At 73.1% G+C, this 26,295-nt stretch carries 28 protein-coding genes and 1 pseudogene; 13 read left to right on the forward strand and 16 right to left on the reverse strand.

All coding sequences use genetic code 11. The annotated features are described in order from the left end of the window. Positions 1 to 202: 202 nt before the first annotated feature. Positions 203 to 547 carry a metalloregulator ArsR/SmtB family transcription factor gene (locus LCD35_RS09275; protein WP_224966399.1) on the forward strand — a complete coding sequence of 115 codons (345 nt, stop codon included), beginning with the start codon at positions 203 to 205 and terminating at the stop codon, positions 545 to 547. Between the two features lie 6 nt (positions 548 to 553). Here LCD35_RS09275 and LCD35_RS09280 read toward each other — a convergent pair whose 3' ends face one another. Then, a complete protein-coding gene (locus LCD35_RS09280; protein WP_224963141.1) occupies positions 554 to 1,705 on the reverse strand; it encodes a glutathione-independent formaldehyde dehydrogenase in 1,152 nt (383 codons plus the stop codon). Between the two features lie 135 nt (positions 1,706 to 1,840). Here LCD35_RS09280 and cutA point away from each other — a divergent pair, with 135 nt between their 5' ends. Then, positions 1,841 to 2,158 carry a divalent-cation tolerance protein CutA gene (gene cutA, locus LCD35_RS09285; RefSeq protein WP_224963139.1) on the forward strand — a complete coding sequence of 106 codons (318 nt, stop codon included), beginning with the start codon at positions 1,841 to 1,843 and terminating at the stop codon, positions 2,156 to 2,158. 44 nt (positions 2,159 to 2,202) lie between these two features. On the opposite strand, the gene LCD35_RS09290 is transcribed toward cutA, so the two are convergent. Further along, positions 2,203 to 2,400 carry a ferredoxin gene (locus LCD35_RS09290; protein ID WP_224963137.1) on the reverse strand — a complete coding sequence of 66 codons (198 nt, stop codon included), beginning with the start codon at positions 2,398 to 2,400 and terminating at the stop codon, positions 2,203 to 2,205. 102 nt (positions 2,401 to 2,502) lie between these two features. Here LCD35_RS09290 and LCD35_RS09295 point away from each other — a divergent pair, with 102 nt between their 5' ends. The 3 genes from LCD35_RS09295 to LCD35_RS09305 all read left to right on the forward strand — a co-directional run bounded on the left by LCD35_RS09295 (position 2,503) and on the right by LCD35_RS09305 (position 5,738). Continuing rightward, positions 2,503 to 3,711 carry a cytochrome P450 gene (locus LCD35_RS09295; protein ID WP_224963135.1) on the forward strand — a complete coding sequence of 403 codons (1,209 nt, stop codon included), beginning with the start codon at positions 2,503 to 2,505 and terminating at the stop codon, positions 3,709 to 3,711. A 4-nt stretch (positions 3,712 to 3,715) separates the two neighbouring features. Continuing rightward, on the forward strand, positions 3,716 to 4,402 hold the full coding sequence (locus LCD35_RS09300) for a TetR/AcrR family transcriptional regulator (RefSeq protein ID WP_224966400.1): 687 nt from the start codon (positions 3,716 to 3,718) through the stop codon (positions 4,400 to 4,402). Positions 4,403 to 4,466: 64 nt separating this feature from the next. After that, positions 4,467 to 5,738: a cytochrome P450 gene (locus LCD35_RS09305; RefSeq protein WP_225044040.1), complete on the forward strand. Its 1,272-nt coding sequence runs from the start codon at positions 4,467 to 4,469 to the stop codon at positions 5,736 to 5,738. Here the strand turns inward: LCD35_RS09305 and LCD35_RS09310 are convergent. The 5 genes from LCD35_RS09310 to LCD35_RS09330 form a co-directional block, all read right to left on the reverse strand. Continuing rightward, a complete protein-coding gene (locus tag LCD35_RS09310; protein ID WP_225044041.1) occupies positions 5,725 to 6,321 on the reverse strand; it encodes a cyclodeaminase/cyclohydrolase family protein in 597 nt (198 codons plus the stop codon). The two genes, LCD35_RS09305 and LCD35_RS09310, sit on opposite strands and share 14 nt — an antisense overlap. Continuing rightward, complete coding sequence (locus LCD35_RS09315) at positions 6,318 to 8,015, reverse strand: formate--tetrahydrofolate ligase (RefSeq protein WP_224962800.1); 1,698 nt, start codon at positions 8,013 to 8,015, stop codon at positions 6,318 to 6,320. The genes LCD35_RS09310 and LCD35_RS09315 overlap by 4 nt, the downstream gene beginning before the upstream one ends. Continuing rightward, the gene (locus tag LCD35_RS09320) at positions 8,012 to 8,854 is read right to left on the reverse strand and encodes a methylenetetrahydrofolate reductase (protein ID WP_224966403.1); all 843 of its coding nucleotides are present in this window, start codon (positions 8,852 to 8,854) and stop codon (positions 8,012 to 8,014) included. Before LCD35_RS09320 ends, LCD35_RS09315 begins: the two co-directional genes overlap by 4 nt. Before the next feature lie 19 nt (positions 8,855 to 8,873). Continuing rightward, on the reverse strand, positions 8,874 to 10,073 hold the full coding sequence (locus tag LCD35_RS09325) for a glycine cleavage T C-terminal barrel domain-containing protein (RefSeq protein ID WP_224962804.1): 1,200 nt from the start codon (positions 10,071 to 10,073) through the stop codon (positions 8,874 to 8,876). Between the two features lie 74 nt (positions 10,074 to 10,147). Then, positions 10,148 to 12,622, reverse strand: a complete 2,475-nt coding sequence (locus LCD35_RS09330; RefSeq protein WP_224966404.1) for an FAD-dependent oxidoreductase — start codon at positions 12,620 to 12,622, stop codon at positions 10,148 to 10,150. Positions 12,623 to 13,131: 509 nt separating this feature from the next. Here LCD35_RS09330 and LCD35_RS09335 point away from each other — a divergent pair. After that, positions 13,132 to 13,878, forward strand: a complete 747-nt coding sequence (locus tag LCD35_RS09335; protein ID WP_224959712.1) for an IclR family transcriptional regulator — start codon at positions 13,132 to 13,134, stop codon at positions 13,876 to 13,878. 22 nt (positions 13,879 to 13,900) lie between these two features. On the opposite strand, the gene LCD35_RS09340 is transcribed toward LCD35_RS09335, so the two are convergent. Next, positions 13,901 to 15,472: a Na+/H+ antiporter gene (locus LCD35_RS09340; RefSeq protein WP_224959672.1), complete on the reverse strand. Its 1,572-nt coding sequence runs from the start codon at positions 15,470 to 15,472 to the stop codon at positions 13,901 to 13,903. A 169-nt stretch (positions 15,473 to 15,641) separates the two neighbouring features. On the opposite strand from LCD35_RS09340, the gene LCD35_RS09345 reads away from it, so the two are divergent. Further along, positions 15,642 to 15,908 (forward strand): UBP-type zinc finger domain-containing protein, encoded by a 267-nt coding sequence (locus LCD35_RS09345; RefSeq protein WP_224959673.1) that lies wholly within the window; start codon positions 15,642 to 15,644, stop codon positions 15,906 to 15,908. Here LCD35_RS09345 and LCD35_RS09350 read toward each other — a convergent pair. Next, complete coding sequence (locus LCD35_RS09350; protein ID WP_224959674.1) at positions 15,884 to 17,047, reverse strand: hypothetical protein; 1,164 nt, start codon at positions 17,045 to 17,047, stop codon at positions 15,884 to 15,886. The genes LCD35_RS09345 and LCD35_RS09350 overlap by 25 nt on opposite strands. A 150-nt stretch (positions 17,048 to 17,197) precedes the next feature. On the opposite strand from LCD35_RS09350, the gene LCD35_RS09355 reads away from it, so the two are divergent. The 3 genes from LCD35_RS09355 to LCD35_RS09365 are packed head-to-tail and all read left to right on the forward strand — an operon-like array spanning position 17,198 to position 19,181. After that, a complete protein-coding gene (locus LCD35_RS09355) occupies positions 17,198 to 17,863 on the forward strand; it encodes a DUF4383 domain-containing protein (RefSeq protein WP_224959676.1) in 666 nt (221 codons plus the stop codon). Then, positions 17,860 to 18,537, forward strand: a complete 678-nt coding sequence (locus LCD35_RS09360; protein ID WP_224959678.1) for a DUF1990 family protein — start codon at positions 17,860 to 17,862, stop codon at positions 18,535 to 18,537. Before LCD35_RS09355 ends, LCD35_RS09360 begins: the two co-directional genes overlap by 4 nt. Further along, positions 18,534 to 19,181, forward strand: coding sequence for a DUF1990 family protein (locus LCD35_RS09365; RefSeq protein ID WP_224959680.1), 648 nt, complete (start codon positions 18,534 to 18,536; stop codon positions 19,179 to 19,181). The genes LCD35_RS09360 and LCD35_RS09365 overlap by 4 nt, the downstream gene beginning before the upstream one ends. Here the strand turns inward: LCD35_RS09365 and LCD35_RS09370 are convergent. From LCD35_RS09370 to LCD35_RS09395, 6 genes are all read right to left on the reverse strand, one after another. After that, a complete protein-coding gene (locus LCD35_RS09370; protein WP_224959682.1) occupies positions 19,102 to 19,530 on the reverse strand; it encodes a hypothetical protein in 429 nt (142 codons plus the stop codon). The genes LCD35_RS09365 and LCD35_RS09370 overlap by 80 nt on opposite strands. A 50-nt stretch (positions 19,531 to 19,580) precedes the next feature. Further along, positions 19,581 to 20,405: an SAM-dependent methyltransferase gene (locus LCD35_RS09375; RefSeq protein WP_224959684.1), complete on the reverse strand. Its 825-nt coding sequence runs from the start codon at positions 20,403 to 20,405 to the stop codon at positions 19,581 to 19,583. A gap of 100 nt (positions 20,406 to 20,505) precedes the next feature. After that, positions 20,506 to 20,703 carry a DUF397 domain-containing protein gene (locus tag LCD35_RS09380; RefSeq protein WP_224959685.1) on the reverse strand — a complete coding sequence of 66 codons (198 nt, stop codon included), beginning with the start codon at positions 20,701 to 20,703 and terminating at the stop codon, positions 20,506 to 20,508. Then, entirely contained in the window at positions 20,700 to 21,557 is an 858-nt protein-coding gene (locus LCD35_RS09385; RefSeq protein WP_224959687.1) for a helix-turn-helix transcriptional regulator, read from the reverse strand. Before LCD35_RS09385 ends, LCD35_RS09380 begins: the two co-directional genes overlap by 4 nt. 412 nt (positions 21,558 to 21,969) lie before the next feature. Beyond that, the gene (locus LCD35_RS09390) at positions 21,970 to 22,656 is read right to left on the reverse strand and encodes a heme oxygenase (biliverdin-producing) (RefSeq protein ID WP_224959689.1); all 687 of its coding nucleotides are present in this window, start codon (positions 22,654 to 22,656) and stop codon (positions 21,970 to 21,972) included. A 103-nt stretch (positions 22,657 to 22,759) separates the two neighbouring features. Beyond that, positions 22,760 to 23,686: a siderophore-interacting protein gene (locus tag LCD35_RS09395; protein WP_224959691.1), complete on the reverse strand. Its 927-nt coding sequence runs from the start codon at positions 23,684 to 23,686 to the stop codon at positions 22,760 to 22,762. A gap of 74 nt (positions 23,687 to 23,760) precedes the next feature. Between LCD35_RS09395 and LCD35_RS09400 the strand changes: the two genes are divergently transcribed. Both LCD35_RS09400 and LCD35_RS09405 read left to right on the forward strand, forming a co-directional pair. Continuing rightward, complete coding sequence (locus LCD35_RS09400; protein WP_224959693.1) at positions 23,761 to 24,762, forward strand: ABC transporter substrate-binding protein; 1,002 nt, start codon at positions 23,761 to 23,763, stop codon at positions 24,760 to 24,762. A 15-nt stretch (positions 24,763 to 24,777) separates the two neighbouring features. Next, a pseudogene (locus LCD35_RS09405) lies at positions 24,778 to 25,032 on the forward strand (Tn3 family transposase); the annotation flags it as partial. 18 nt (positions 25,033 to 25,050) lie between these two features. On the opposite strand, the gene LCD35_RS09410 reads toward LCD35_RS09405, so the two are convergent. Next, on the reverse strand, positions 25,051 to 26,109 hold the full coding sequence (locus tag LCD35_RS09410; RefSeq protein WP_225044042.1) for an SMI1/KNR4 family protein: 1,059 nt from the start codon (positions 26,107 to 26,109) through the stop codon (positions 25,051 to 25,053). On the opposite strand from LCD35_RS09410, the gene LCD35_RS09415 reads away from it, so the two are divergent. Beyond that, entirely contained in the window at positions 26,108 to 26,278 is a 171-nt protein-coding gene (locus LCD35_RS09415; protein ID WP_225044043.1) for a hypothetical protein, read from the forward strand. The two genes, LCD35_RS09410 and LCD35_RS09415, sit on opposite strands and share 2 nt — an antisense overlap. Positions 26,279 to 26,295 lie beyond the last annotated feature (17 nt).

Genomic DNA, 26,295 nt, shown 5'->3' on the forward strand with positions numbered 1-26,295 from the left:
GATGACGCCCTCGCGCCCCACGTCGCGCAGCCCGGCGTCGCGGGTGCGGGCCGCGTACTCGGCCCGCCGGGGCAGGGCCGCGTCCCGCGCGGGCCGCCGCCCGGGGTCCTCGGCGCGGGGGCGGGGCGCGCCGAAGAATACATGAACGCTTGCTCAGGTGTTCAGTCGTTCAGGTTTTCGGTCGTGCGGATACACTGCGCGCATGGGTCACGGTGTCGAAGACGCGGTCACGCCCGCGGCGAAGCTGGACGCCACCGCGGCGGCCTCCGTCGCCGAGACCCTCCAGGCGCTCGCCACCCCGTCCCGGCTGCTGATTCTCAGCGAACTGCGCCAAGGTGCCCGGCCCGTCGGGGAGCTCGCCGAAGCCGTCGGCATGGAGGCCTCCGCCGTCTCGCACCAGCTGCGGCTGCTGCGCTCGCTCGGGCTCGTCACCGGCAACCGCAGCGGGCGCAGCGTCGTCTACAGCCTCTACGACGACCACGTGGCGCAGCTGCTCGACGAGGCCGTCTACCACATCGAGCACCTGCGCCTGGGGCTGTCGGGCTGACCGCGCTCACCCGGCCATCTCGGGTTTGAGCACCACCTTCGTCCAGCCGTCCTCGCGGTTGTCGAAGCGCTCGTAGGCGTCCGCGGCGCGCTGCAGCGGCAGGTCGTGCGAGACGATGAACGACGGCGCCGCCCGGCCGTGGTGGATCAGGTCCCGCAGCCGCCGGTTGTAGGCCTTCACCGGCGCCTGCCCGGTGCCGATCCGCTGGCCCTGGAACCAGAACGAGCCCATCTCGAACGCCAGCTTCCCGTCCTGCTCCAGCCGGTCCGGCGAGCCGGGGTCCGACGGCAGGAAGATGCCGACCGCGCCGATCCCGCCGGTGAACCGCACCGAGTTCACCAGGCTGTTCATCGTCATCTCCGGGTGCTCGGCGCCCTGCGGGTCGTGCGCCTGGTAGCCGACGCACTCGCAGCCGCGGTCCGCGCCGCGCCCGTCGGTGAGGTCCAGCACCTGCCGGGCCGGATCACCGTCGGAGTCGTCCACCGCGATCGCGCCCATCTGCTCGGCGAGCCGCAGCCGGTCCCGGTGGCGGTCCACCACGAAGACCTGCGACGCGCCCTGCAGCAGCGCGGAGTACCCGGCCATCAGCCCGACCGGCCCGGCGCCGTAGACCACGCAGGACTCCCCGGGGCGCAACCCCGCGAGGCGGGTGGCGTGCCAGCCGGTGGGGAAGATGTCGGCCAGCATCACGTAGTCGTCCTCCTTGTCCGCGGCGTCCTCCGGCAGCCGCAGGCAGTTGAAGTCGCCGAACGGCACGCGCAGGTACTCGGCCTGCCCGCCGTGGTACGGGCCCATCCCGGCGAAGCCGAACGCCGCTCCCGCCATGTCCGGGTCGGGGTGCGCCGTCAGGCAGTACGAGGTCATGCCGTCCTCGCAGTTGCGGCAGAAGCCGCAGCCGATGTTGAACGGCAGGCACACCCGGTCGCCGACCTGGATGCGTTCGACGCCGCCGCCGATCTCCGCCACCACGCCGAGGTTCTCGTGGCCGAGCACCCGCCCTGGCTCCAGGTCGGTGCGCCCTTCGTACATGTGCAGGTCCGAGCCGCAGATGTTCGTGGTGGTGATCCGCACCAGCACGTCGGTGGGGCGTTCGATCCGCGCGTCCGGGACGTCCTTGACGGTCACCTGGCGCGGTCCTTCGTACACGAGCCCTCGCATGGCGTCCTCCTGCCGGGAGTTCTCGTTGCGGTGCAACGGGTTGTGCGGTCACCGGTCGTGACCTCTCTCCCGGTTAACCGCCGCCCGGCCGACGTGAAACTTCGCCGCGCGCCGCGAGGTCGATACGCTCGGCGCATGGCGGACTACGTGCAGGTCGTGACCACGACGGATTCCGAGCTTGCCGCGGCGGAACTGGCCCGCGGCGTCGTCGAGGCGCGGTTGGGCGCCTGCGTGCAGGTGGTGCCGATCCGCAGCTTCTACCGCTGGGACGGGGCGGTGCAGGACGATCCGGAGTGGCAGCTGCAGATCAAGACGCCGGCGGCGCGGCTGGACGCGCTGGTCGCGCACCTCCAGGAGCACCACGGCTACGAGGTGCCCGAGGTGATCGCGACGCCGATCGTCGGCGGCAACCCCGGCTACCTGTCCTGGTTGGACGCGGAGACCGCGGGCTGAGCCCGCGGGTGGACGGCCCCGCGGGTGGGCCGTCCCTCGCGTGATCAGTCCTCGCGGACCGCGATGGCGGCCGCGGGGCACAGCGCGGCCGCCTGGCGCGCGGCGTCCTGGTGCTCCGGGGCGGGGGAGGCGTCGAGCAGCACCACGACGCCGTCCTCGTCGCGCTGGTCGAACACGGCCTCGGCGGCCAGCACGCACTGGCCCGCGCCGATGCACCTGTCCTCGTCGATCTCGATCTTCACGGCGTCCTCCTCGGTGGTGGGGGTTCCGGCGCCCGCTGGGCAGTCAGCCGACTGAAGGCTACGCTAGCATTTAAGTCAGACGCCTTTCTTAAAGAGGATGCGATGCGAGCCGACGACACCACCTGCCCCGTCACCGGGCACGCCACCGACCCCCTGCCCTTCCCCTTCCCGCTGCCGACCGCCCTCGAACCCCCGCCGGAATGGCGCCGGTTGCAGCAGGAGTGCCCGGTGGCCCGGGTGCGCACCGTGATCGGGGAGGACGCGCTGCTGCTGACCCGCTACGAGGACGTGCGCGCGATCCTCGCCGACCCGCGGTTCACCCGCAGGCCCCTCGACGACGCCGAGGACAGCTCCTTCCCGAACACCATCGCCCAGGGCGAGGGGCACCTGCGGTGGCGGCGGCTGCTGAGCCGCTCCTTCACCGTCAAGCGGATGCGCGCCCTGCAACCGCGGATCGCCGGCATCGCCCACGAGCTGATCGACGAGATGCTCCGGCAGGGAGCCCCCGCCGACCTGCGCACCGCGCTCGGCTTCCCGCTGCCGGTGTACGTGATCTGCGAACTGCTCGGCGTGCCCGCCGCCGACCGCGCCAAGTTCGCCCACTGGTCCGACCACATGCTCAACCTCACCCGGTACACCGAGGACGAGGTCCGCGCCTCCGGCCAGGAGCTGTGGAACTACTTGGCCGAGCACGTCCGCGCCAAGCGCGCCGAACCCGGCGACGACCTGCTCTCCGAGCTCACCGCGATCAGCGACGCCGACGACGGCAGGCTCACCGAGACCGAGCTCATCGCCACCGGCCAAGCCCTGCTCATCGCCGGGCACGAGACCACCGCCAACATGATCGGCAAGATGGCCGCGATGCTGCTGTCCCGCCGGGAGCGCTGGGAGAGCCTGCTCGCCGACCCCGCGCTCGTCGACCCGGCCGTCGAAGAGGTGCTGCGCTTCGACGCGAACCTCGGCAGCACCGGCATGCACCGGCACATCACCGAACCCGTCGAGATCGGCGGCACCACCATCGAAGCGGGCAGCACCGTGCTCGCCCTCATGCAGGCGGCCAACCGGGACGAGGACGCGTTCACCGACGCCGCCGAGATGGACCTCGCCCGCACCCCGAACCCGCACCTGACCTTCGGCGCCGGACCGCACTCCTGCCTCGGGCAGTCGCTGGCCCGCGTCGAACTGCGCACCGTGCTCGGCGCGCTGCTGGAACGCGTGCCCGGCTTGGAACTGGCCGTCCCCGCCGACGACCTGCGCCGCCGGGAAGGGCTCCTGGTCGGCGGGCTCGAAGAAGTCCCGGTGCGGTGGTGAGAAGATGACCGCCGTGGACGCTCGACCCGCGCGGAACCGGACCGGCGCGCGCCCCGGTGCCCGCCGGGAACGCGCCGACGCCACCCGGGCACTGCTGCTGCGCACCGCGGAACGGCTGTTCGCCGAACGCGGGCTCTCCGAGGTGTCCAACCGGCAGATCGTCGACGCCGCCGGGCAGGCCAACAACTCCGCGCTGGCCTACCACGTCGGCACCCGCGACGACCTGCTGCGCGCCATCAGCGCCTCGCACAGCGAGCCCATCGTGCGGCACACCGGCGAGATGCTCGCCGCGGCGCGCGGATCCCGCGACCCGCGCGAGCACGTCGCCTGCATGGTGCTGCCGTACGTCCGGCACCTGGCGAGCCTCGGCAATCCCAGCTGGTGCGCCCGGTACACCGCGCAGGTCGCCACCGACCCGGTCGTGCGCAGCGGGCCGATGCACGCGCCCGAGATGGAACCGCTGCTGGCCGAGGCGAACGCGGCGCTCGCCGAGCACGCCCCCGAACTCCCGCCGGAGGTCGCCGCGATCCGCCGCGACACCGCCCGGCTCGCGGTCCTGCACACCTGCGCCGAGCAGGAGCGCGCGGCCGCGGCCACCGGCATCCCCGCCGACTGGGAACTGGTCGGCACCGCCCTCACCGACGGCCTCACCGGACTGCTGCTGGCGCCCACCGGCCCCGCGCCCCGCTGACCGCCGTCCGCTGACACCTCCCGCCACCACGGGCGCCGCGCGCTGCCCGGGAACAGGACTCCCCGTGAACGACCAGAACACCGACGCCCCGGCCCGCCCCGGGCTGCGCCGCCCGCTGCCCCCGGAACTCGTCCAGCGCGGCGACCTCCCGTTCGACCCGCCCGCCGGGCTCGCCCGGCTGCGCGCCGACGGGCCGGTCGCGCCGATCACCCTGCTCAACGGCGCCCGCGCGTGGATGGTCACCGGCTACCGCGAGGCCCGCGAAGCGCTCGGCGACACCCGGTTCAGCTCCGACCGGTTCCGCCACCGCGACGCGCTGCAGCTCACCCCGGAGGAGGTCGCCGCGGGCGGCTGCCCGCACGCCGCCGCGCAAGCCCCGGCCAAGCACGGGCTGTTCATCTTCATGGACCCGCCCGAGCACACCCGGCTGCGCCGGATGCTCATCGGCCAGTTCACCGTCCGCCGGATGCGCGCGCTGGAAGCACGGGTCACCGAACTGGCCGTGGACCTCGTCGAGGGGATGAGGGCGCGCGGGAACAGCGCCGACCTCGTCGCCGACTTCGCGCTGCCGCTGCCCTCGCTGGTCATCTGCGAGCTGCTCGGCGTCGACTACGCCGACCGCGACCGGTTCCAGCGGGACGCGGCGATCTCGTTGAACATCCAGGCGCCCGAGCAGGAGCGGACCGCGGCCTCGGGGCGGCTGCGCGAGTTCATGCGCGGCCTCGTCGCGGGCAAGCGCACCGCCCCCGGCGACGACCTGCTGTCCGGGCTGGTGCACGGCGACGCCGATCCGGCGCTGACCGACGACGAACTCGTCGACATCGCCACCACGCTGCTCACGGCGGGGCACGAGACGACCGCGAACATGCTCGCCCTCGGCACCTTCGCCCTGCTGGAGCACCCGGAGCAGCTCGCCGCGCTGCGCGCCGACCCGGCGCTGATCGACGGTGCCGTGGAGGAGCTGCTGCGCTACCTGTCGGTGCTGCACCTGGGCATCAGCCGGGTCGCCACCGAAGACCTGGAGCTCGGCGGCGTCCGCATCCGCGCGGGCGAGACGATCCTGGTGTCGGTGCCGGAGGCGAACCGGGACGCCGAGCAGTGGGACGACCCCGGCGAGCTCGACGTCACCCGCGGGCGCGGCGCGCACCTGTCGTTCGGGCACGGCGTCCACCAGTGCCTCGGTCAGCAGCTGGCGCGGGTGGAGATGCGCATCGGCTACGCCGAACTGCTCGACCGCCTGCCCGGGCTGCGCCTCGACGTCCCCGCCGCGGAGGTGCCGCTGCGCACCGACATGGTCATCTACGGGGTGCACCGGCTGCCGATCAGCTGGGACTGATGTGCGGCCCGCCCGGGACGGGCCACGCACCCGGGGGGGTTCCGCCCCGGGGGCGGGCCGCGGCGGCGGCGTCCGCGGCGGCCTCGTCGGCGGTGGCGAGGTCGGCGCCCGCGGCCTCGAGGTCGATGCGCACCAGCGCCGCGGCACCGCGCGCGGCCCCGGCGGCCAGCGCGGCGGCGGCGAGCGCGTTGCCGAGGTGCGCCGGTGCCGCCTCCGCCGCCACCTCGCCCGCCAGCGCCGCGACCTCGGCGGCGAGTTCGGCGAGCCGGGCAGGTGGACCGGCCGCGCCCGCCAGCGCCTCGGTGAGCGCCGTCGCCCGTCCCGGGTCGTCCGCCGACCGGCGCTGCGCCGCCAGCACGTCCTGGTAGGCGTCCGAATCGGCCCGCGCCAGTTCCACGGCCCGCTGCCGCAGCGCCTCGGCCCGCGAGGCCCGCGACGCGTCCCGCCGCAGCCGCGCGCACATCGCCAGCAGCCCGGCCGCCGCCGCCGTGGTCACCGCGCCGACCACCCCGCCGGTGGCGGACGGCGTCGGCGCGGCCACCTCGTCCAGGAACTCCCGCACGCTCGCGTCGAGATCGGTCAACTCAACCCCACGACCCGGCCGTGCTCGTCGATGTCGATCCGCTCCGCCGCCGGGTGCGAGCCCAGGCCGGGCATCGTGCGCACGTCCCCGCAGATCGGGTACACGAACCCGGCGCCCACCGAGGCCCGCACCTCCCGCACCGGCAACGTCCAGCCCGTCGGGGCGCCCAGCAGCTTCGGGTCCGAGCTCAGCGACAGGTGCGTCTTCGCGATGCACACCGGCAGCGAACCGAACCCGCTCGCCTCGTAGTCCCGCAGCGACCGCTCCGCCGCGGGCGCGTACGACACGCCGTCGGCGCCGTACACCCGCCGCGCCACCGTCTCGATCTTCGTGCGGAGGTCGGCGGAATCCGGGTACAGCAGCCGGAACCGGTTCGGTTCCGCGGCCGCCTCGACCACGGCCTCCGCCAGGTCCTTCGCGCCCTTGCCGCCGTCGAGGAAGTGGCTGCTCACCGCGACCCGCGCGCCCGCCGCCTCCGCCACCTCGCGGATCGCGGCGTGCTCCGACGGGTGGTCGGTGGGGAACGCGTTCACCGCCACCACCGGCGACACCCCGTGCAGCCGGATGTTCTCGATCTGCTTGCGCAGGTTGTCCGCGCCGGCGCGCACGTCGTCCGGGTTCTCCGCCAGCAGCTCCGGCGGCAGCGGCCTGCCCGCCACGATCTTGTGGTTGCCGGAGTGCGCCTTCAGCGCCCGCACCGTCGCCACCAGCACCGCGGCGTCCGGGCGCAGCCCCGAGCTGCGGCACTTGATGTTGAAGAACCGCTCGGCGCCCATGTCCGCGCCGAACCCGGCCTCGGTCACCACGTAGTCCGCGCAGCGCGCCGCGATCCGGTCGGCCACCACCGAGGAGTTGCCGTGCGCGATGTTGCCGAAGGGGCCCGCGTGCACGAACACCGGCGTGTTCTCGGTGGTCTGCATCAGGTTCGGCTTGATCGCCTCCCGCATCAGCACGGTCATCGCCCCCGCCGCGCGCAGCTGCTCCGCGCTGACCGGGGTGCCGTCGCCGGTGTACCCGACGACGATGCGGCCGAGCCTGCGCCGCATGTCGTGCAGCGAGTCCGACAGCGCCAGCACCGCCATCACCTCGCTGGCCGCGGTGATGTCGAAACCGGTCTGCCGCGGCGTGCCGTCGGAGGTGCCGCCGAGTCCGGTCACGATGGAGCGCAGGTCCCGGTCGTTGACGTCGAGCACCCGCCGCCAGGTGATCCGGTTCGGGTCCAGGCCCAGCTCGTTGCCCTGGTGCAGGTGGTTGTCCACCATCGCCGACAGCAGGTCGTGCGCCGCGGTCACCGCGTGCACGTCCCCGGTCAGGTGCAGGTTCAGCGCCTCCATCGGCACCACCTGGCTGTAGCCGCCGCCCGCGGCACCGCCCTTGATGCCGAAGGTCGGGCCCATCGAAGGCTGCCGGATCGCGACCGCAGAGCGGTGCCCCAGCTGCTTCAGGCCCTGGCCGAGGCCGACGGTCGTGGTGGTCTTGCCCTCGCCGAGCGGGGTCGGCGTCACCGCGGACACCAGCACGTACTTGGCGCGCGGCCGGTCGGCGAACTCCTCGACGGCGTCCAGGGACACCTTCGCCACCTGCCTGCCGTACGGCTCCAGCAGGTGCGGGCCGATGCCGAGCTGCGCGGCCACCTCCTCGATCGGGCGCAACGCGGTGGCCCGGGAGATGTCCAGGTCGGACGGGATGCTCATGCGGGGACCTCCTGGAGCCGGGCCACGGCGTCGTCGCGCCACCGAGCGGTCCGGCCGATCTCGTCGAACGTGAACAGGTGCCACCCGGCGATGCCCGGGGCGGGCTCGTCCAGGTGCGCCGACAGGCCGTCGACCAGCGCGTCCGGGGTGTACGGCACGAGCAGCCGGGTCACCACGCCGTGCTGCTTGCGCAGGAACCGCAGCGATTCGCCGAGCCCGATCTTCATCGACACCCGCAGCAGCTTCGTCACGTCCACCGCCCCGGGCAGCCCCACGTGCACCGGCAGCAGCACGCCGCGGTCGCGCAGCTCACCGAGCCAGCGGGCGATCCGCTGCGGGTCGTAGCAGATCTGCGAGACCGCGTAGTCGGCGTGCGGCGCCTTCGCCGCCAAAGCCCCGATCGTGACCGCGTCGGTGAGGAACGCGTGCCGTTCCGGGTAGGCGGTGATGCCGACCCGGCCGGGCCGCCGCCCCAGGTCCTCGATCGCCCGCAGCAGCGCGAGCGCGTCCGGGAATTCCCCGGCGGGCTCGGGGGAATCGCCGCCGACGACGAAGATCTCGTCGCTGCCCAGCGCCGCCGCCCGGTCGAGCAGCGCGGCGAGGCGGGCCCGGTCCGGGATGGACCGGGCCGCCAGGTGCGGCACCGCGTGCAGCCCCGCCGCCGCCAACCGCTCGGCCGTGTCCAGCGTCGCCTCGGGCCCCTTGGCGGGGGAGGCGGTGACGGTGACGGTGCTGCCCGCGGGCAGCACCCGCGCCCGCTCGGCGGCTCCGCGCACCGGCAGCACTTCGAACCTGCTGCGGAGCAACGTCTCCCGCAGCCGCTGCGTGCTGGTGTCCATCAGCTCGACCTCCGCCCGGTCACGCCGTCGCCGTGCGCTCGAAGTGCTTCGGAATCTCCTTGTTCGGGTCGTGGAACGGCTTCTCCACCACCAGCGCCTCCTGCGGGCCGTGCTGGGTGTGCACCACCAGTTCCGTGCCCGGCTCCTGGTAGGCGACCGGCACCATCGCGAACCCGATGTTGGCGTCCAGCCGCGGCGAGCGGCAGGCGGAGGTGACCTCGCCGATGCGCAGCCCGTGCGGGTCGTGCACGTCGAACGGTTCGATCATGCTGCCGTCGTTGAACGAACCGACCCCCGGCCCGCCGATGCGCACCCCGACGAGCTTGCGCGCCACCCCTTCGTCCTTGATGCGGGTCAACGCGTCCTTGCCGATGAAGTCGGCCTCCTGCGCCAGGTCCACCATCCACGTCTTCTCGAAGCCGTAGCCCGCCTCGAACGGGTTCGTCTCGTAGGTGATGTCGCAGCCCCAGGACAGGATTCCGGCCTCGATGCGGCGGATGTGGCACGGTCCGATCACCTGCATGCCGTGCGGGCGACCGGCCTCCCAGATCGTCTCCCACAGCTTCACGCCGTCCCGGGTGGCGTCGTGCAGGTAGATCTCGTAGCCGAGCTCCGCGGTGTAGCCGGTGCGGGAGACCACCACCCGCATCCCGTTCAGCTCGCGGTCCACCGCGTAGTAGTAGGGAACGTCCAAGATGGACTCGCCGAACAGGTCCACCATCACGTCCCGCGACTTCGGCCCCTGCACCTGCACCGGGCCCACGTCCGGTTCGCGGATCCGCACGTCCATGCCGAGGTTCTGCGCCAGGCCCTTCGCCCACAGCAGCACGTCGCTGTCGGCCAGGGACAGCCAGAAGTGGTTCTCGCCCAGCCGCAGCAGCACCGGATCGTTGATGATGCCGCCGTCCGCGGCGGTGACGAACACGTACTTGCACTGGCCGACCTTGCACTTGGTCAGGTCGCGCGGCACCAGCATGTTGGTGAACTCGAAGGCGTCCGGTCCGGTGATCTCCACCTGCCGCTCCACGCCGACGTCCCACAGCGTCACGCCCTCCAGCAGCGCCCAGTACTCGGCGATCGGGTCGCCGTAGTGGCGCGGGTGGTAGGTGTGGTTGTAGACGCTGTAGAGGCTCACCCCGTGCTGCCGGGAGGCGTGGAAGAACGGCGACTTGCGCAGCCTGGAGTACTGCAGGATTCCCGGGTTCGGATTCACGGTCATGAGCGGCGCTCCTTCTCGGTGGGTGGTGTCGAACGGCCCGGGTGGTGGCCCGGGTTGCGTCGTGCGGGTGGTGCTCAGGCGCGCATCCGCGCCATCTCGGGGTCGAAGACCGGATCGGCGACGACCTCGGCCGGATGTCGGCGGTCGAAGTACGCCACCCGCAGCCGGGTGCCCGCCTCGGCCAGCTCGGCGGGCAGCCACGCGTAGGCGAGGCTCATGCCGGTGCTGTGGCCGTAGCCCGCGCTGGTGGTGAAACCGACCGCGTCGCGCCCGGTCTCGGTGAACACCGGTTCGGCGCCCATCAGCACCTCGCCGTCGGTGACGTGCAGGCAGCACAACCGCCGCCGCACCGGCCGGTCGCGGCGCCGCAGCAGGGCGTCACGGCCGATGAACTCGCCCTTGCCGGGTTTGACGGCGAACCCGAGGCCGGCCTCGTCGGGGTCGTGCTCGCTCCACACGTCCGCGCCCCAGGCGCGGTAGCCCTTCTCCAGCCGCATCCCGTTGAACGCGGCCCGGCCCGCGGGGAAGATGCCGTGCTCGGCGCCCTGCGCGAGCAGCAGGTCCCACAGTCGCCTGCCGAACTCGGCGGAGGCATAGAGCTCCCACCCGAGTTCGCCCACGTAGGACAGCCGCAGCGCGGTCACCGGGACCTCGCCGACGAACAGCCGCTTCGCCCGGAAGAACCGGAAGGCCTCCGCGGAGACATCCACGTCGGCCAGCGGCGCCAGCACGTCCCGCGCCCGCGGGCCCCACAGGCCCAGGCAGCAGGTCCCGCCGGTGATGTCGCGGACGGAGGTGGTGTCGTCGGCGTGCGCGCGCAGCCACGCCACGTCCCGCGGCCCGTTGCAGCCGACCTGGAACTCGGTCTCGGACAGCCGGGCCACCGTGATGTCGCCGCGCACCCCGCCGTCGTGCTGGAGCAGCAGCGTGTAGGTCACGTAACCGGGGGCGCGGTCCAGCTGCCCGGTGGTGAGGCGTTGCAGCAGCGCGAGCGCGCCGCGCCCGCTCACCTCGGCCCGTGCCAGCGAGGTCATGTCGAACAGCGCGACCCGCTCGCGGGCGGCCTGGTGCTCGGCGGCGGCGATCGGCGACCGGTAGCGCCCCGCCCACTCGCCCGGGAGCACGATCTCCCGCCCCGCCACGAGGAATTCGTTGGACTCGTACCAGTGCGGGCGCTCCCAGCCGTTGGCCTCCAGGAACACCGCGCCGAGCCGCTCCTGCCGCTCGTGGAACGGGCCGGTGCGCAGCGGGCGGGGCCGCGCGGGCGGCTGCTGCGGGTGCACCACGTCGTAGACCTCGCGGAAGCTCTGCGCGCTGCGCTCGGCGACGTAGGCGGGGCTGTGCGCGAAGTCCTCGAAGCGGCGCAGGTCGGCGGCGCGCAGGTCGATGCCGGGCGCGCCGTCGCTCATCCACTCCGCCATCGCCCGGCCCACCCCGGCGGAGTGCGTGATCCACACGGCTTCGGCGACCCAGAACCCGGCGACCTCCCGCGACGGCCCCAGCACCGGCATCCCGTCGGCGGTGAACAGGAACAGCCCGTTCATGCCCTCGGCGAGTTCGGTGCGGCGCAGCACCGGCAGCAGCTCGCAGGCGTCGTCCCAGGACCGCTTGAAGTCCTGCGGGGTGAACGGGTGCACCGAGGACATGCCCGCCCAGCCACCGCCCCCGGACGGTGCCTCGGTGCCGTCGCCGGTGGTGGGCGCGATGTCCTCGGCGCGCACCGGGATCACCCGGTGCCGGTAGGTGCCGATGCCGTAGCGGTCGTGGACCTGCCGGAAGTACATCGAGGCGTCCTGGTGCCGCAGCATCGGCTGCGCCACCTCGGGTCCGGTCGCGGCACCGAGCCCGGCGACCGGGCCGGTCACGGCGTACTGGTGCGCCAGCGGCCGCACCGGGATGGACACCCCGGCCAGCGCGCCGACCTTCGGGCCCCAGATCCCCGCGCAGCACAGCACCGATTCGACCTCGAACTCGCCGCGGTCGGTGCGGACCGAGCGGACCCGGCCGCCGGTCACGTCGAAACCGGTCACCTCGGTGCGGCCCTGGAACCGCACGCCGAGGCGTTCGGCGGCGCGGGCCATCGCGGCCGCGGCCCGGACGGGTTTGGCGACGCCGTCGCCGGGGACGTGCAGCCCGCCGCGGATCCGGGACGCGTCCGCCTGCGGGATGCGGTCGGCGACCTCGCGCGGGCCGACGAGTTCGGCGGGCACGCCCCACGCGGCGGCCAGCCCGCGCTTGCGCTGGAGGTCGTTCCAGCGCTCCGCGGTGGTGGCGACCTCGATGCCGCCGACCTGGTGGAAGCAGGGTTCGCCGTCGAACTCCGCGGCGCCGAACCGCTCGACGGTGTACGCGGCCAGCCGGGTCAGCAGTTCGGAGGCGTTGGTCTGGAACACCAGCCCGGGGGCGTGCGAGGAGGAACCACCGGTCGCGAACAGCGGCCCCTGGTCCACGACGAGCACGTCGGTGATCCCGGTGCGCGCGAGGTGGTACGCCGCGGAGCAGCCGACGATGCCCGCTCCGACGATGAGCACTCGTGCCCTGCCGTCCATGTGCCGCCCCCTGGCTCATGACGCTGGTTCCGGGGCCCGAGGCGGACCGGTGGCCGGCTCGGTCCCGCTCGCGGCCGGTCGGGGTCGTCCCGGAACGATCCGGGGCGGTTGTTGCGCTGTTCACAACCGGCTGCGATTTACGCAACACTGCGCCCGGACGGCGGGGCGCGTCAAGCACACGGCAGGGCGAATTCCCTTGGTGTGATCGGGTTTTCCCGCGCGCCGCCGCGACGCGCCGAGGTTCGCCGCCGGCGTGCCGGAGCGGCGCGCGGCCGGTGTGCGCGGTCCGCGCGCGGCCGGCATTCCGAGGTGCCCCGGGTGGGGGTCCGCCGCGGCCGTCCGGTCCCGTAGCGTGGCCGCCGGCGGACGATCCGAACGGCCCCGGCCGGGTTGTTGCGCAATCAGCAACACCGTGTATCGTTCGAGACGGCAATTCTCCGGCAACGAATACGGGTTGAACCGTGGTCAACGCAGGACGATCCAGCAACGGTGAACGTTCCGGCGCCCTGGTGCAGTCGGTGGACCGGGCGGTGAGCGTGCTGGAACTGCTGGCCCGCCACGGCGAAGCGGGCATCACCGAGATCGCCGGCGAACTCGGCGTGCACAAGTCCACCGCCTCCCGGCTGGTCAGCGTCCTCGTCTCCCGCGGCCTCGTCGAACAGCTCGGGGAACGCGGCAAGTACGTCATCGGCTTCGGCATCGTCCGGCTCGCCGGCGCCGCCACCGACCGGATGGACCTGTCCCGGCTCGGCCGCCCCTTCTGCGAATCGCTGGCCGAAGAGCTCGGCGAGACCGTGAACATCGCCGTCCGCGACGACGAAGTGGCCATCAACATCAGCCAGGCCCGCGGCACCGCCTCCGTCACCGCGCACAACTGGGTCGGCCAGCGCACTCCGCTGCACGCCACCTCCAGCGGGAAGGTGCTGCTGGCGCACGCCCCCGCCGACGACCAGGACGCGCTGCTCGACGGCGAACTCGCCCAGTACACGCCGCGGACCGTCACCGACCCCGGTGAACTGCGCGGCGGCTTCGAACTGATCGTGCGCGACGGCTACGCCACCAGCTACGAGGAACTGGAGCTCGGGCTCAACGCCGCCGCCGTCGCCGTGCACCGGCACGACGGCGAGGTCGTCGCCGCGCTCAGCGCCTCCGGGCCGTCCTACCGGTTCTCCCGCAAGCGGATGCGCGAGGTGATCGGCGCGATGACGGTCGCCGCGAAGGAGCTCTCCGGCCAGCTCGGCTTCCTGGAGGAATGACCGGGACGCCTCGGCGAGGGCGTCATTCCCGCTGCAGCATCACGTCCTCCAGGTCCAGTTCGTGCAGCACCCGGCGCAGGACCACGTCGTCGATGCGGCCCTCGTCGCGGAACCGGACGAACACCTCGCGCTCCGCGGCGAGCATCTCGGCGCGCAACCGGCGGTACGCGGCGCCGGGGCTCTCCCCGACCTCCTCGGCGGAACGGCCCAGCCGTTCCCACGCCCGGTTGCTGCGCCGCTCCGCGGACCGCCGCAGGTGCTCGGCGACCTCGTCCGGCGGCGGATCGTCCGCCGAGAGCTCGTCCAGCCGCCGCCGCGCCGCCAGCGCCGCGTTGTGCGCCGCCTCCGCCTCGGCCAGCGCATCGGTGTAGCGCTCCCCGCCGCGAACGCCGAGCGCGCGGATCACCCACGGCAACGTCAGCCCGTGCAGCAGCAGCGTCCCCAACGTCACGAAGAACGCCAGGAATAGCACCTGCGGCCGCTGCGGGAACGGGGCGCCCGTCGAGGTGAACTGCGGGATCGCCGCCGCGGCGGCCAACGACACCACGCCGCGCATCCCCGCCCAGGACACCACCGCGCCGTAGCGCCACGGCGGCGCCGGACCGCGGCGCAGCAGCAGCTCCGGCAGCTGCAAGGTCGCGAACACCCACGCCGCCCGCACCAGCACCACCGTCGCCGTCAGCGCGGTCCCGACCAGCACCAGCGGCACCAGCTGCCCGGCCACGCCCTCGGTGACCGAGCGCAGCTGCAGGCCGATCAGCGCGAACACCAGCGCCTCCAGCAGGGTGTCCGCGGACAGCCACACCGCCCGGTCCTGCAACCGCACCGAGGCGCTGCCCGTCGGCGACCGCTGTCCCAGGTACAGCCCGGCGACGACCACGGCCAGCACCCCGGACGCGTTGATGCCCTCCGCCAGCAGGTACGCCGCGAACGGAACCAGCAGGCCCAGCGCGCTCTCCAGCACCCCGTCGGCCAGCGCCCGCCGCGCCCGGTGCACCGCCCAGCCCACCAGCCACCCGACGACGAGCCCGCCGATCGTCGCCAGCAGGAACACGCCCACCCCGGCGAGCAGCGTGTACCCGGTGCCCAGCACGGTGGCCACCGCGACCCGGTACGCGGTGAGCGCGGTGGCGTCGTTGACCAGGCTCTCGCCGCTGAGCACCGTCATCACCCGGCGCGGCAGCCCCAGCCTGCGGCCGATGGAGGTGGCCGCCACCGCGTCCGGCGGGGCCACCACGGCGCCCAGCACCAACGCCGCGCCCAGCGGCATCGCGGGCACCAGCCACCACGCCACCAGCCCGATCGCCAGCGTGGTGACCAGCACCGCGCCCAGCGCCAGCGAGCCGATCGGGCGGGCGTTCGCGCGCAGCCCGATCGTCGACGAGGTCAGCGCCGCCGAGTACAGCAGCGGCGGCAGCACCAGCACCAGGATCAGCTCGGGGTCGATCGCGTAGTCCGGTACGCCCGGCACGAACGAGAGCGCCAGCCCGGCCAGCACCAGGACCAGCGGCTCGGACAGCTCCCACCGCCGGGCGAGCGCGGTGATCACCAGCGCCACCGCGAGCAGCATCATCAGGTCCGGGAACTGGTGCATGGGGCTGCGTCTCCGTCCTGGCGGGCCTCGCGGTCGACGGAAGTGTAGGGATGATCGACGGGTGCTGCGCCTCGTCGCGTTCCCGGCACTGCCGGGTCCGGGGCGCTGGCGGGGCCGGGGCGCGACCGGGCATGGTGGGGTCGTCGGACGCGGAACCCGGGAGGCGGCGATGGCCGGTTGCGAGCACCTGGAAACGGCGGCGGACCGGCGGCCCGAGCCCGGTTCCCGCTCCGGCTGCGAGGACTGCGCGCGGCTGGGACTGCACGAATGGGCGCACCTGCGGATGTGCACCGAGTGCGGGCACGTCGGCTGCTGCGACTCCAGCCCGCGGCAGCACGCCACCGAGCACCACCGCGGCACCGGCCACCCGGTGATCCGCTCGTTCGAGCCGGGCGAAGCCTGGGCGTGGTGCTACGTGGACGAACGCCTCGGCTGAGCGGGCACCTGCCCGTCCTCGGCGTTGCCGAACCGGTGCCGGATGGCCGCCGCGAACTCGGCCTGCCCGGCCGCGTCGAACAAGGTGGCCAGCCGCCCCGCGAGCCGGTCCCGGTCGGCGTCCTCGTCGTCCGAGCTGAGTTCGTCGAGCAGCCCGCGCACGTGGTCGATGGCGGTGTGCTCGGCGTCCGCGGGCAGCTCGGCCCCCGCGGACAGCTGCCCGTAGGAGAAGAAGCGCCCCGAGTCGAGCGTGCCGCCGAACGACAGCGAATCCCCGGGGAACGGCAGCCCGTTCGGGAACGGCGCCTGCCGCGACGACGGCACCAGGTGCCGGAACCGCTCGTCGATCTCGGTGCCGTTGGCGGCGGCGGACAGCTGCGCGAGGGTGCCGATGAGCTCGGCGGCGCGCTCCACGTCGTTCTCGTTGCGCGCCAGCCACCACACCACGGCGCTGCCGGTGTCCTGCAGCACCTCGTCGGCCAGGTAGGCGCGCTTGCTGCGCTCGTGGTCGCGCTCCCGGTGCCAGAGCTGCTCGTCCTTGCGGACCTCCGCGAGCCGGTGCAGCCGGTCCACGTCCTGCTCCGGCAGCACGAGCGTCACGTCCGCGGCCCACACCTCCACGTGCCCGTGCGGGTCGCGCTGTACCGCGCCGAGCGCGCCCGCCAGCTTGTGCGCCACCACCTCGGCGCCGCCGGGGTGCTCGGTCGCGGCGATCTCCCTGGCGCGGGTGAGCAGCACGTCTACCGCCAGGCCGGCCGGGTTCTCGTGCGCGACCCCGACCGCGTCGGCGGGGCGCCGCCACCATGCGGTCGCGCCGAACACGAACCGGTAGTCGGGTTCGGAACTGGGCAGCGGCACGTCCCGCAGCAGCCGCTGCCGCGGCGGTTCCGGTTCGGGTTCGGCGGGGACCGCGGGCCGCTGCTGCTGCACGACCAGCGCCTCCCGCAGCTGCTCCTGCTGGTGCAGCCGCACCAGCCGCCGGGCGTAGGCCGCGACGCCCGCCAGCAGCGCCGCGCTGCCGAGCAGCCACGCCCACCACGGCCACCGCAGCGCGAGCACCACCACCGCGGGCACCAGGACGGCGCCGCAGGCGAGCGCGGCCAGCAAGATCTTGTTGTCGCGGCTCATCGCTCCGGCCATTCCGCATCGATCGCTAACGGGCGCCGACAACTGTATGGCGCGCGATCTTCGCGGCGGTACCCGGCGACCGGGGGAAGCGCGCCGCCCGGTGTAACCGGATCGGTCAGCGGGTAGCCGCAGAGCGTGACGACGGGCTCCGGGGGGTGGGCGATGAAGCACGCGACGAAACCCGCGCCGCATCCGGTGCACACGGTCCACCGGATCGGTGCCGTGCTGCTGGGACTGGTGCTGTGGGCGTTCGGAGTGCTGGGGCTGCTGCGCGGCCTGGACTTCTTCACGACCAGCGGGCAGCCGGTGCTGGGGCTGTCCAGCAACGGGCTGCTGGCGGTGATCTCGCTGGTGGCGGGCGCGGTGCTGATCGGCTGCGCGGCGTGGGGCGGCAGGCAGGCCTCGACGGTGACCACGTTCATCGGGGTGCTGTTCCTGCTGTCCGGGCTCGTGCACCTGGCGGTCCTCAACTCGCCGTGGAACCTGCTGGCGTTCCGGCTGCCGAACGTGTTCTTCAGCCTCGTCGCCGGGCTGGTCCTGCTGTGCACCGGGCTCTACGGCCGCCTGTCCGGCGGGCTGCCGCCGGACAACCCGTACCGGCGGGAGCATCCGATGCGCACCCGCCGCCCCGACCCGGAGGAGCAGCTGGCCGACGCCCGCGGCGGCGACCCGGACGAGGACGAGCAGCGCTACCGGGAGGCGGAGATCGCGATGGGCGAAGGCCACCCCACACCGGAGCAGACCCAGATCGTGCTGCGCGACCAGGCGCGACGCCGCGCCGTCGAACGCGCCCGCGCCCGCCGCCGCACCGAGGGCGGCCGCGCGTGATCCTGCCGTGGCTGTGGCGCTGGCCGCCGGGACTGCTGCTGGCGGCGGTGCGCGAGCTGACCAGCGACGTGCCGGTGCACCTGGTGGACCGGGTCGAAGCGGTGCGCCCACCGCCCGCTCCCGCCGACCGCACCGGCCTGCAGCTGCCGGAGGACGGCGTCGGCCCGCTGTTCCACCGCCGCTACTCCGCGGAGATCCAGCTGCACCTGTGCACCGCCGCCGACGTGATGGCGCTGTTCGTCGCCGCGCCCGACCGGATGGTGCCCGGCGAGGTGGCCCGCTTCGAACCCGAGGGCGACCACGCGGACCTGCGCCCCGGGGACGACCTGGTGGTCCGGATGCCCGGCCCGTGGGACGGCCCGGTGCGGGTGCTGGACGTGACGCCGACGTCGTTCCGGCTCGCCACCCGGCCCGGCCACCTGGAGGCGGGGCAGATCGAGTTCCGCGCGGGCGACCGCGGAATGCGGATGCTGTTCGAGATCGAGTCCTGGGCGCGCAGCAGCAGCCGCGCCGCCGACCTGCTCTACGACCGGCTGCGGTTGTCGCGGCGGTTGCAGGCGTACCTGTGGGTGCGGTGTTGCGCGCGGGTGTGCGCGGTCGCGGGCGGGCGGCTGGTGGACGGCGTGGAGATCTACACCGGGCGCGACGAATCGGTGGTGGGGGAGCGGGTGTGACCGGACTGCGCTGCGACGACGACCCGCGGTTGCTCCGGGAGCTGGCGCGGTTCCGGGACCTGCCGGTGAACTTCGACGTGGCCGCGGTGGACCCGCTGGACCCCGGTCCGGAGTGGACGGTGGACGACCAGCGGCGGGAGCTGCCCGCGGAACCACCGGGACCGCCGCTGGTCGGTGGCCCGTGGGAACGGGCCTGCGCGCTGGTGCGGGACTACAAGTTCGCCGACCCGACGCTGGTCTCGCGCGCGTGCCGCTCCACCCGGGAGCTGGAGCCCGGCGCCGATCTGCTGCTCGAAACCTCCTTCCACGGCTTGGTGTTCCGGCTGCCGTGCCGGGTCGGCGGCATCACCGACACCGCCCGGGACGGGGTGCGGGTGTGGGGCTGGAACTACCGCACGCTGCGCGGGCACCTGGAGCAGGGGCAGATGGACTTCCTGGTGCGCAAGGACATCGCCACCGGCACCGTCGAGTTCCAGGTGCGCGCGTTCTCCCGGCACGCCCACATCCCGAACCCGGTGGTGCGCCTCGGGTTCGCCGTGTTCGGCCGCAGCACCCAGCTGCGGTTCATCCGCGGCGCTGGTCACCGGATGGTCGAGCTGACCGAGCCAGTAGCGCGGCGAGCCGATCGCAATCCGCGACCGTGACCGTCACCGCCGGATGCCGCAGCAGCCCCAGCGGCTCGATGCCCGGCACGGGTTCGACGAAGCGCACGCACAACCCGCGTTCCCCGTTCGTCGCGCAGGTCAGGCCGCCGTCGGCCAGCGATACCCGCGCCGGGCCCGCCGTCCGCCACGTCCAGAACGGGCCGGTGACCGCGGTCCCCGCCACGTTGGCCCGCTCGGTGCGCACGCACCACGGCCCGAACCGCACGGTGAGCTCGCGGTCGCCGACCCGGACCCACGTCGTCACCGGGGTGATGCCGAACGGCAGCGCCGGGATCCGGTGCGCCCGGTCGAACCGGAACGGGAAGCACTCCACGGTCTGCGACTCCACACCCGCCGGATACCCCGCCCCGCCCGCCTCCACTCCAGGTCAGCGCGGCGTCAGGGCTTGCGGGCGACGGCGGCGGCGAGGCAGCGGGCCACCGGCGGCAGCGGCGTGCGGCGCGGGCCGTCCGGCCACCAGTCGTCGGCCACCACGAGACCGGGGGCCAGCGGTTCCAGCCCGGCCAGCATCGCGCCGATCTCCGCGCGGGTGCGGAAGAACCCGGTGCCGAGCCCGGCGCGCAGCATCTCCTCCACCAGCCGCGCCGGCTCCCCGTCCGCGTCCTCCGGGTCGAGGAAGTGGCTGAACGCCACGAAGGATCCGGCGGGCAGCGCCTCGACGTACTCGCCCACCAGGTCGGCGGCCGACCTGCCGCCCCGTTCCTCGTCGTAGTGGTGCAGCGTGCCGACGTGCAGCAGCGCCAGCGGCCGGGTGAGGTCCAGCTCGTCCCGGACGATGCGGGACCCGAGCACCTCGGCCGGCCGGTGGATGTCCGCGTCGAGGAAGTGGCTGCCTTCCTGGTCGGCCAGCAGCGCCCTGCTGTGCGCGGCGACCGTCGGATCGTTGTCCACGTAGACCACTTGCGCTTCCGGGGCGATGCGCTGGGCGACCTGGTGGGTGTTCTCCGCGGTCGGCAACCCGGATCCGCAGTCGAGGTACTGGTCGATGCCCGCTTCCCGGGCGAGGAAGCGGACGGCGCGCACCAGGAACCGGCGGTTCGCGACGGCGAGGCTGCTCGCCTCGGGCACCGCGTCGTTGATCCGGCGGGTCAGTTCGCGGTCGACCTCGAAGTGGTCCTTGCCGCCGATCGCGCAGTCGTAGACGCGCGCCGCGCTCGGCCTGCTGGTGTCGATGGTGCCCGAGGGTTCGACCGGAACAGGCATGGTCTCCTCGCAGCGGCGTCGACTCGATGATCAACGCCACTGTAGTGGCAACCACCCCTGCCGGAAGTATTCCGGCGAACGGACCTGCCCGGAGCTCCGTTCAGCGCAGCGGGCTGCTCCGGCGGAGCGAGCGCACGAAGCGGGACCACTGCGCGGAGCTGGTGGCGAGGTGCCCGCCCGCCCGGTCCTTGGTGTCGCGCACCGCGGCCCCGCCCCCGGGCAGTCGCCCGACCTCCACGCAGTTCGTCTCCTGGCTGCTGTGCGAGGACTTCCGCCAGCCGCGCGGTGCCGAGCTCACGCCGGGACCTGCTCGCGGGCGGCGATCTCGGCGATGAGCTTGCGGGAGTCCTCCCGGCTCAGCGCGATCCGCTCCAGCTCGTCGCGGGCGGCGCGGAACGCGCCCACCGAATCGTCGTCCTGCAGGAACGCCGAGGAGCGGTGGTGTTCGAGGTGCACCACCGGGTCCGCTTTGGCGAATTCGAGCAGCACGAACGGTCCGGCGTGCGCGGGCGTCCAGCCCGCCGCCGACGGGATGATGCGGAGTTCGACGTTGTCCCGCTCGGAGATCTCGTCCAGGAAGCGCAGCTGGTCGTGCAGCCCGCCGGTGCGCCCGATGGGCTGGTGCAGCACCGATTCGAGGATCAGCGCGGTGTACTTCGCGGGCGAGCGCTTGCGGGTGATGGTGTCGCGGCGGCCCTGGCGCATCGCGACCCGCTTGTTGGCCTCCTGCTCGGGGACGCCGGTGGCCATGATCGCCCGGGTGTACTCGGCGGACTGGAGCAGGCCGGGCATGAGCAGCGGTGCCACGTCGGTGATCTTCGTGGCGGTGCGTTCGAATTCGAGCAGGGTGGCGAGCTGGTCGACGCCGCCCGCGGCCCCGGGGGTCTGCGAGGGCGCCGGTTCGGCGGCGGCTTCGCGGGCGAGCTTGAGCATCCGGGACCGCGCGGTGCTGCTGACGCCGAGCACCACGCACACGGCTGAGATGGATTCGGCGGACGGCACCCGGTCGCCGTGCTCCCAGCGGACCAGGACGGAGTGCGAGACGTCCAGGATCGAGGCGAGCCCGCGCAAGGTGTGCCCGCTCTTGCGGCGGGCGTCGCGCAGTTCCGCGCCGAGCACGTAGGCCCGCGGTCGTGGTGGAGTTGCGGTCATGTCGCTGAATGCTAATCCATTGTCCGCGACAACGGCGATCATCCGAATGAGTCATTGCTGCCAGGTCTCGGTACCTGGCATTCTGCTTTTCCTCCTGATCGGGAACGGGCCGAATTCGCCGCCGGCCCGGCGGGTCCGGTTCCCGCCGGTTCCGCGAGTCCCGTCGCAGCAGTTCGGAGCGCCTGCGCGTGCTGCGGGGAATGCCGTCCTGAAAGGACTTCCGGCGCTCTCCGGCCGTGCCGTGGCCGCGGTCCGGCGAGATGCGGGTGCGGCCGATCCGCGGAATCCGATGCGTCCGCTCCGTCGCGGCGGCCGACCGGGGTGGTGCAAGTATTCCCACTGAATTCCGCACTGTTGCGGAATTCAGCGGGAACGTTGCATTGCCTTCCGCCTCATTTCCGGTGCCGCGAACTCACCCGCGCGGTCGTGGAATGCGCGGGGGCAGCCGGCTGCCGAGGTCGGCGAACACCTCGGTGTTGAGGTGGTAGGCGAGCCGCACCTCGGCGATGATCCGCCGCTGCTCGCGCTCGTCCCAGCCCGCGGTGTCCAGCAGCAGCCGGTAGGCGTTGCGCACCCCGGCGCTGCTGGGCACGTCGTCGAAGGTGAGGAACGCGAACCCCTTCCCGTCCGGCGGGTCCAGGCTGCGCCGCATCGCCGAGCGGATCAGCTTGCCGCCGGAGAGGTCGGCCAGGCACCGCGTGTAGTGGTGCGCCACGAACCCGCCCGGCCAGTCGAAGCACACCTCCCGCAGCCGCGCGCAGTACCGCTCGGTGGCCGCGCTGGGCGCGATGACCTCCCGCCAGTCCGGCCCGAGGTAGTAGTGCAGGTCGGTCTCCAGGTGCGGCAGCCTGCGCAGCCGTTCGCTGACGAACGGCCCCGCGACCACGTCGCTGCGCATGGCGTCGGCGGCCTGCTCCAGCACGGAGTAGGCGAAGTAGTGCTGGCCGAGCATCACGGCGTAGGCGTCGGCTTCGAGCTCCCCGGCGAGCAGGGTCCGCAGGAACGGCAGGGACTGGACGTGGTCGTGGTCGGCGCGGGTGCTGGACCGGAGTCTGGCGGCGAAGTCACTGCGTACCGGTTGCTGTGCGGGCGAGGACACTCGAACCTCCGGGCAGTTAGGTAAGGCTTACTTAATCTCAGGGATCGTGGCACGCCGCGGGCCCCGATGCCAAGAGGCGGTCGCCACTCCGCCCGGAGCGGTGTCAGCTGCGGCCCTCGCGCCAATAGCCCATGAACGCCACGCAGCTGCGCGGCACCTGGTGGTCCTGCACCAGCACCCGGCGCAGCCGCTTGATCACCGCCGCCTCCCCGGCCAGCCAGCCGTAGACCTCGCCGCCTGCGGTGTCCGGTTCGGGCACCTCCCAGAGCGTCGTCGTGTCCACGTCCACGTCGTCCAGGCCGGCCTCGGAACCGCCGCGCGAGCCGAGTTCGCCGAGCGCGCCGGTCACCGATTCCTCCAGCAGCGACCCGATCGGCGCGGTCCCCTCCGGCCGCTGCCGGATCAGCCAGCGGACCTCGACGCCGCTCGGCGCGCGCCAGGTCTGGACGTCCTCGGCCGTCGGTACCTCCGCGCACACCACGCCGCGCGAGTCCGCGGGCAGCGCTTCGACGATCGCGGCCATCGCGGGGACCGCCGTCTCGTCCCCGGCCAGCACCAGCTGCCGCGCCGTCTCCGGCGGGGACCACTCGCAGCCCCACATCCGGCCGCTGCCCGGCCGGTCCGGGCCGAGCAGCAGCGCCTCGTCGCCGGGGGCGGCCGCCGCGGCCCAGGCGGAGGCGGGGCCGCTGTGGCCGGAGTCGACGCCGTGCAGCACGAAATCGATGTCCAGCTCGAACGGGTCCTCCCGGTAGGCGCGCACGGTGTAGGTGCGCAGCGTCGGGCGGATCTCGTCGGGCAGCGCCTGCCAGCGCGGGTACCAGCCGTCGCCGCCGGGCATGTCGCTCAGCGGCCTGCCGGGCTGGGGGAGGATGAGCTTCACCCGCTGGTCGTCGCCGCCGATGCCGAAGCGGTGCAGGTCCTCGCCGGTGAAGGTGATCCGCACGAAGCTGGGGCCGAGCCGTTGGGCGCGCGCCACCCGGGTCCGGAACATCACGTACTGGGGGCGGCGCACTTCGGTCCGCTCGGCCATCTCGCACCTCTTCTGCCCATCGACTCGACTGATCCGTAGGCTAGCCTAACCTCATACTGAGGGGAGATTCGCTGATGGTGAGCAGGACGCGCGCAGCCGGGTTGCTCGTGGCGGTGGCCGCGCTGGCGGGGTGCTCGGCGCCCGCGCCGCAGGACGCGGCGGGCGGCTGGAGCTTCGTCGACGACCGCGGAGTGCAGGTGCGGCGCGACGAGGCGCCGGAACGGATCATCGCGCAGGTCTCGGCCGCGGGCGCGTTGCACGACTTCGGGGTGCCGGTGGTCGGCACCTTCGGCCCGCTGGTCCGCGACGACGGCAGCACCGAACCGGAAGCGGGCAGCGTCGACCCGGCGGCGGTCACCGACGTCACCGGCCCCGGGTACGGGGAGCTGAACCTGGAATCCGCGGCCGGGCTGCGCCCCGACCTGCTGGTCAGCGGCAAGTACGCCGAGTTCGACGGGCTCTGGCACCTGACCGCCGAGCAAGAGGAGAAGGTGCGGGCGTTCGTGCCCACCGTCGGCGTCGAGCAGTCCGGGCGCTCGCTGCCGGAGACCATCGGCGCCTACAAGGAGCTCGCCCGCGCGCTCGGGTCCGACGTGGACTCGGAGCGGATCCGGGCGGACCAGGCGCGGTTCGACGCCGCCGCCGACCGGCTGCGCGGTATCGGCGCCCGGATGCGCGCGGAGGGGCGCAGCATCCTGGTGGTCGGCGGTACGAAGCAGGAGTTCTTCGTCGTGGTGCCGGGCCGCAACCCGGACCTGGACTACTACGTGCGGGAACTGGGCCTGCCGATCCGGACCCCGGCGCACCCGGACACCGCGGGCGGCGGCTACTTCGAGCGGCTCGCCTGGGAGAACGCCGGTGCCTACACCGGGGACGTGCTGATGTGGGACACCCGCGAGGCCTCGCTGCCGCCGGAGCAGCTCAAGCGCAACCCGGTGTTCGCGGCGCAGGAATCCGCGCGGGCGAACCGGTTCGTCGAGTGGGACGCGGTCGCCCCGTTCAGCTACGCGAGCTACGCGGACATCATGACCCGGCTCGCCGACCACCTCGAAGAGCAGTCGCCCGCCGCGAACTGACGCCCGGCCGCGGTCGACGAGACCGGCTACCGCCGGGACATCAAAGCGCAGGCCAACCTCCAGGAAGGCCGCCATGCGCTGGCCCGGCGGATCTTCCACGGTCAGCGCGGCGAACTGCGGCAGCGCTCCTACGAAGGCATGAAAGATCAGCTCGGCGCCCTCGGCCTTGTGCTCTACGCGATCGTGCTGTTCAACACCCGATACCTCGACGCCGCCATCACCGAACTCCGTGTCGGCGGCTACGAAGTCCGCGACGAGGACGCCGCCCGGCTCGCGGAATAGCCCCGCTCAGTCGAGGTAGTTGCTCAGCTTGATCAGGTTTTTGTCGGGGTCGCGCAGATGGAGGCTGTAGATCGGGCCGAGTGCACCGGTACGGCCGACCGGGCCCGCCTCGATGTCCATCCCCGCCTGCTCTCTGAGCTCGTCGATCAGGAGCAGCACCGGGGTGTCCACGACGAAGCACAGCTCGGCGGTACCCGGAGCGGGGTGGACGGCCGAAAACACCTCGGTATCCTCTCCGGCCACGCGTAGGTCGATCTTGCTGTGGCCGAAGGTCAGCGCCGTGCGACCGTTGTCGGAGGTAGCCACCTCCATGCCCAGCACCCGGGTGTAGAAATCGATCGTGGCGTCCTGGTCGGCGACGGTCAGCACCAGGTGGTCGAGTCGGTCGATGCGCATGAGGCGCGGCCACGTGTCGGCTGCGGTCACCTGGTGGAGCGGTGCAGCGTCGGGGCGAGTATGAGGTGCCGGCTCGGTGTCCTGGTATCCCTGTTCGTGGATGACATCGTGGGTTTTCCATCGGTTGAAGGCATCTCGAGCGCTTGCTACCAGGGCACCGAAGCTGGGGTACGGCGAAGGATAGGAGCCGTCGCCAGTCGCCCACTCGTACGCGGTCCATTCCCCGTTCGGCCCGATCGTGGTCGGGTCCAGCAGCCAGTAGACAGCGCAGTCGGACCAGTCTGACACCATCAAGCACGGCTTGACCTGCTCCACGAGACCCTCGAGCCCCGCCTCGGTCCAGGCGGTCAGCAGTTCGGGATCTTTCTCAGCGAACCAACCGATCTCGTCGATCCGGAACAGCTCGCTCAACTCGGGGTCGATGTCGCGCCAGCCGTTGCTGGCGAGCAGGAAGTTGCGGTAGCTCGGCGGCAGCCGCACATCCAGGCGTTTCTCGGCGCCACGGAGGGCCTCCTCACTGGCCGGTTCGTAGCCCAGCCACCGATTCTCCCGCTGGACGTCGTCGAGGCGTGCCGCCTCCTCATCCGTGGCCATCCGCAGATAGTCATCGCTATAGCCGCGGAGGAACTGCTGCCACTCGGGCAACGTCACCGGCACACTCTGGCTCATGTTCCTCATCATGACAGTGCTGCGGCGGCATCCCGCCTACGTCACCCACCACGCGCTGCTGGCGGACAGCGGTGTCCGGTTCCTCCCGCCGGAGGAGGTGCTGCACCGCGATCCCGACGGCGTCGTCACCTTCGACCTGACCGCCCTCCGCGCCGCCCTGCCGAGCTGATCTGCCGAGCTGATCTG

The sequence above is a fragment of the Saccharopolyspora sp. 6V genome (assembly GCF_020176785.1).
In the GTDB taxonomy this organism is placed as follows: Bacteria; Actinomycetota; Actinomycetes; order Mycobacteriales; family Pseudonocardiaceae; genus Saccharopolyspora_C; species Saccharopolyspora_C gregorii.

What these genes read in the sequence shown, in the direction of transcription:
- LCD35_RS09275 (WP_224966399.1), top strand. Translation starts at nt 203, where the DNA reads ATGGGTCACGGTGTCGAAGACGCGGTCACGCCCGCGGCGAAGCTGGAC.
- LCD35_RS09280 (WP_224963141.1), bottom strand. Translation starts at nt 1,705, where the DNA reads ATGCGAGGGCTCGTGTACGAAGGACCGCGCCAGGTGACCGTCAAGGAC.
- cutA (WP_224963139.1), top strand. Translation starts at nt 1,841, where the DNA reads ATGGCGGACTACGTGCAGGTCGTGACCACGACGGATTCCGAGCTTGCC.
- LCD35_RS09295 (WP_224963135.1), top strand. Translation starts at nt 2,503, where the DNA reads ATGCGAGCCGACGACACCACCTGCCCCGTCACCGGGCACGCCACCGAC.
- LCD35_RS09300 (WP_224966400.1), top strand. Translation starts at nt 3,716, where the DNA reads ATGACCGCCGTGGACGCTCGACCCGCGCGGAACCGGACCGGCGCGCGC.
- LCD35_RS09315 (WP_224962800.1), bottom strand. Translation starts at nt 8,015, where the DNA reads ATGAGCATCCCGTCCGACCTGGACATCTCCCGGGCCACCGCGTTGCGC.
- LCD35_RS09320 (WP_224966403.1), bottom strand. Translation starts at nt 8,854, where the DNA reads ATGGACACCAGCACGCAGCGGCTGCGGGAGACGTTGCTCCGCAGCAGG.
- LCD35_RS09325 (WP_224962804.1), bottom strand. Translation starts at nt 10,073, where the DNA reads ATGACCGTGAATCCGAACCCGGGAATCCTGCAGTACTCCAGGCTGCGC.
- LCD35_RS09330 (WP_224966404.1), bottom strand. Translation starts at nt 12,622, where the DNA reads ATGGACGGCAGGGCACGAGTGCTCATCGTCGGAGCGGGCATCGTCGGC.
- LCD35_RS09340 (WP_224959672.1), bottom strand. Translation starts at nt 15,472, where the DNA reads ATGCACCAGTTCCCGGACCTGATGATGCTGCTCGCGGTGGCGCTGGTG.
- LCD35_RS09345 (WP_224959673.1), top strand. Translation starts at nt 15,642, where the DNA reads ATGGCCGGTTGCGAGCACCTGGAAACGGCGGCGGACCGGCGGCCCGAG.
- LCD35_RS09350 (WP_224959674.1), bottom strand. Translation starts at nt 17,047, where the DNA reads ATGGCCGGAGCGATGAGCCGCGACAACAAGATCTTGCTGGCCGCGCTC.
- LCD35_RS09355 (WP_224959676.1), top strand. Translation starts at nt 17,198, where the DNA reads ATGAAGCACGCGACGAAACCCGCGCCGCATCCGGTGCACACGGTCCAC.
- LCD35_RS09375 (WP_224959684.1), bottom strand. Translation starts at nt 20,405, where the DNA reads ATGCCTGTTCCGGTCGAACCCTCGGGCACCATCGACACCAGCAGGCCG.
- LCD35_RS09385 (WP_224959687.1), bottom strand. Translation starts at nt 21,557, where the DNA reads ATGACCGCAACTCCACCACGACCGCGGGCCTACGTGCTCGGCGCGGAA.
- LCD35_RS09395 (WP_224959691.1), bottom strand. Translation starts at nt 23,686, where the DNA reads ATGGCCGAGCGGACCGAAGTGCGCCGCCCCCAGTACGTGATGTTCCGG.
- LCD35_RS09400 (WP_224959693.1), top strand. Translation starts at nt 23,761, where the DNA reads ATGGTGAGCAGGACGCGCGCAGCCGGGTTGCTCGTGGCGGTGGCCGCG.
- LCD35_RS09415 (WP_225044043.1), top strand. Translation starts at nt 26,108, where the DNA reads ATGTTCCTCATCATGACAGTGCTGCGGCGGCATCCCGCCTACGTCACC.
- LCD35_RS09410 (WP_225044042.1), bottom strand. Translation starts at nt 26,109, where the DNA reads ATGAGCCAGAGTGTGCCGGTGACGTTGCCCGAGTGGCAGCAGTTCCTC.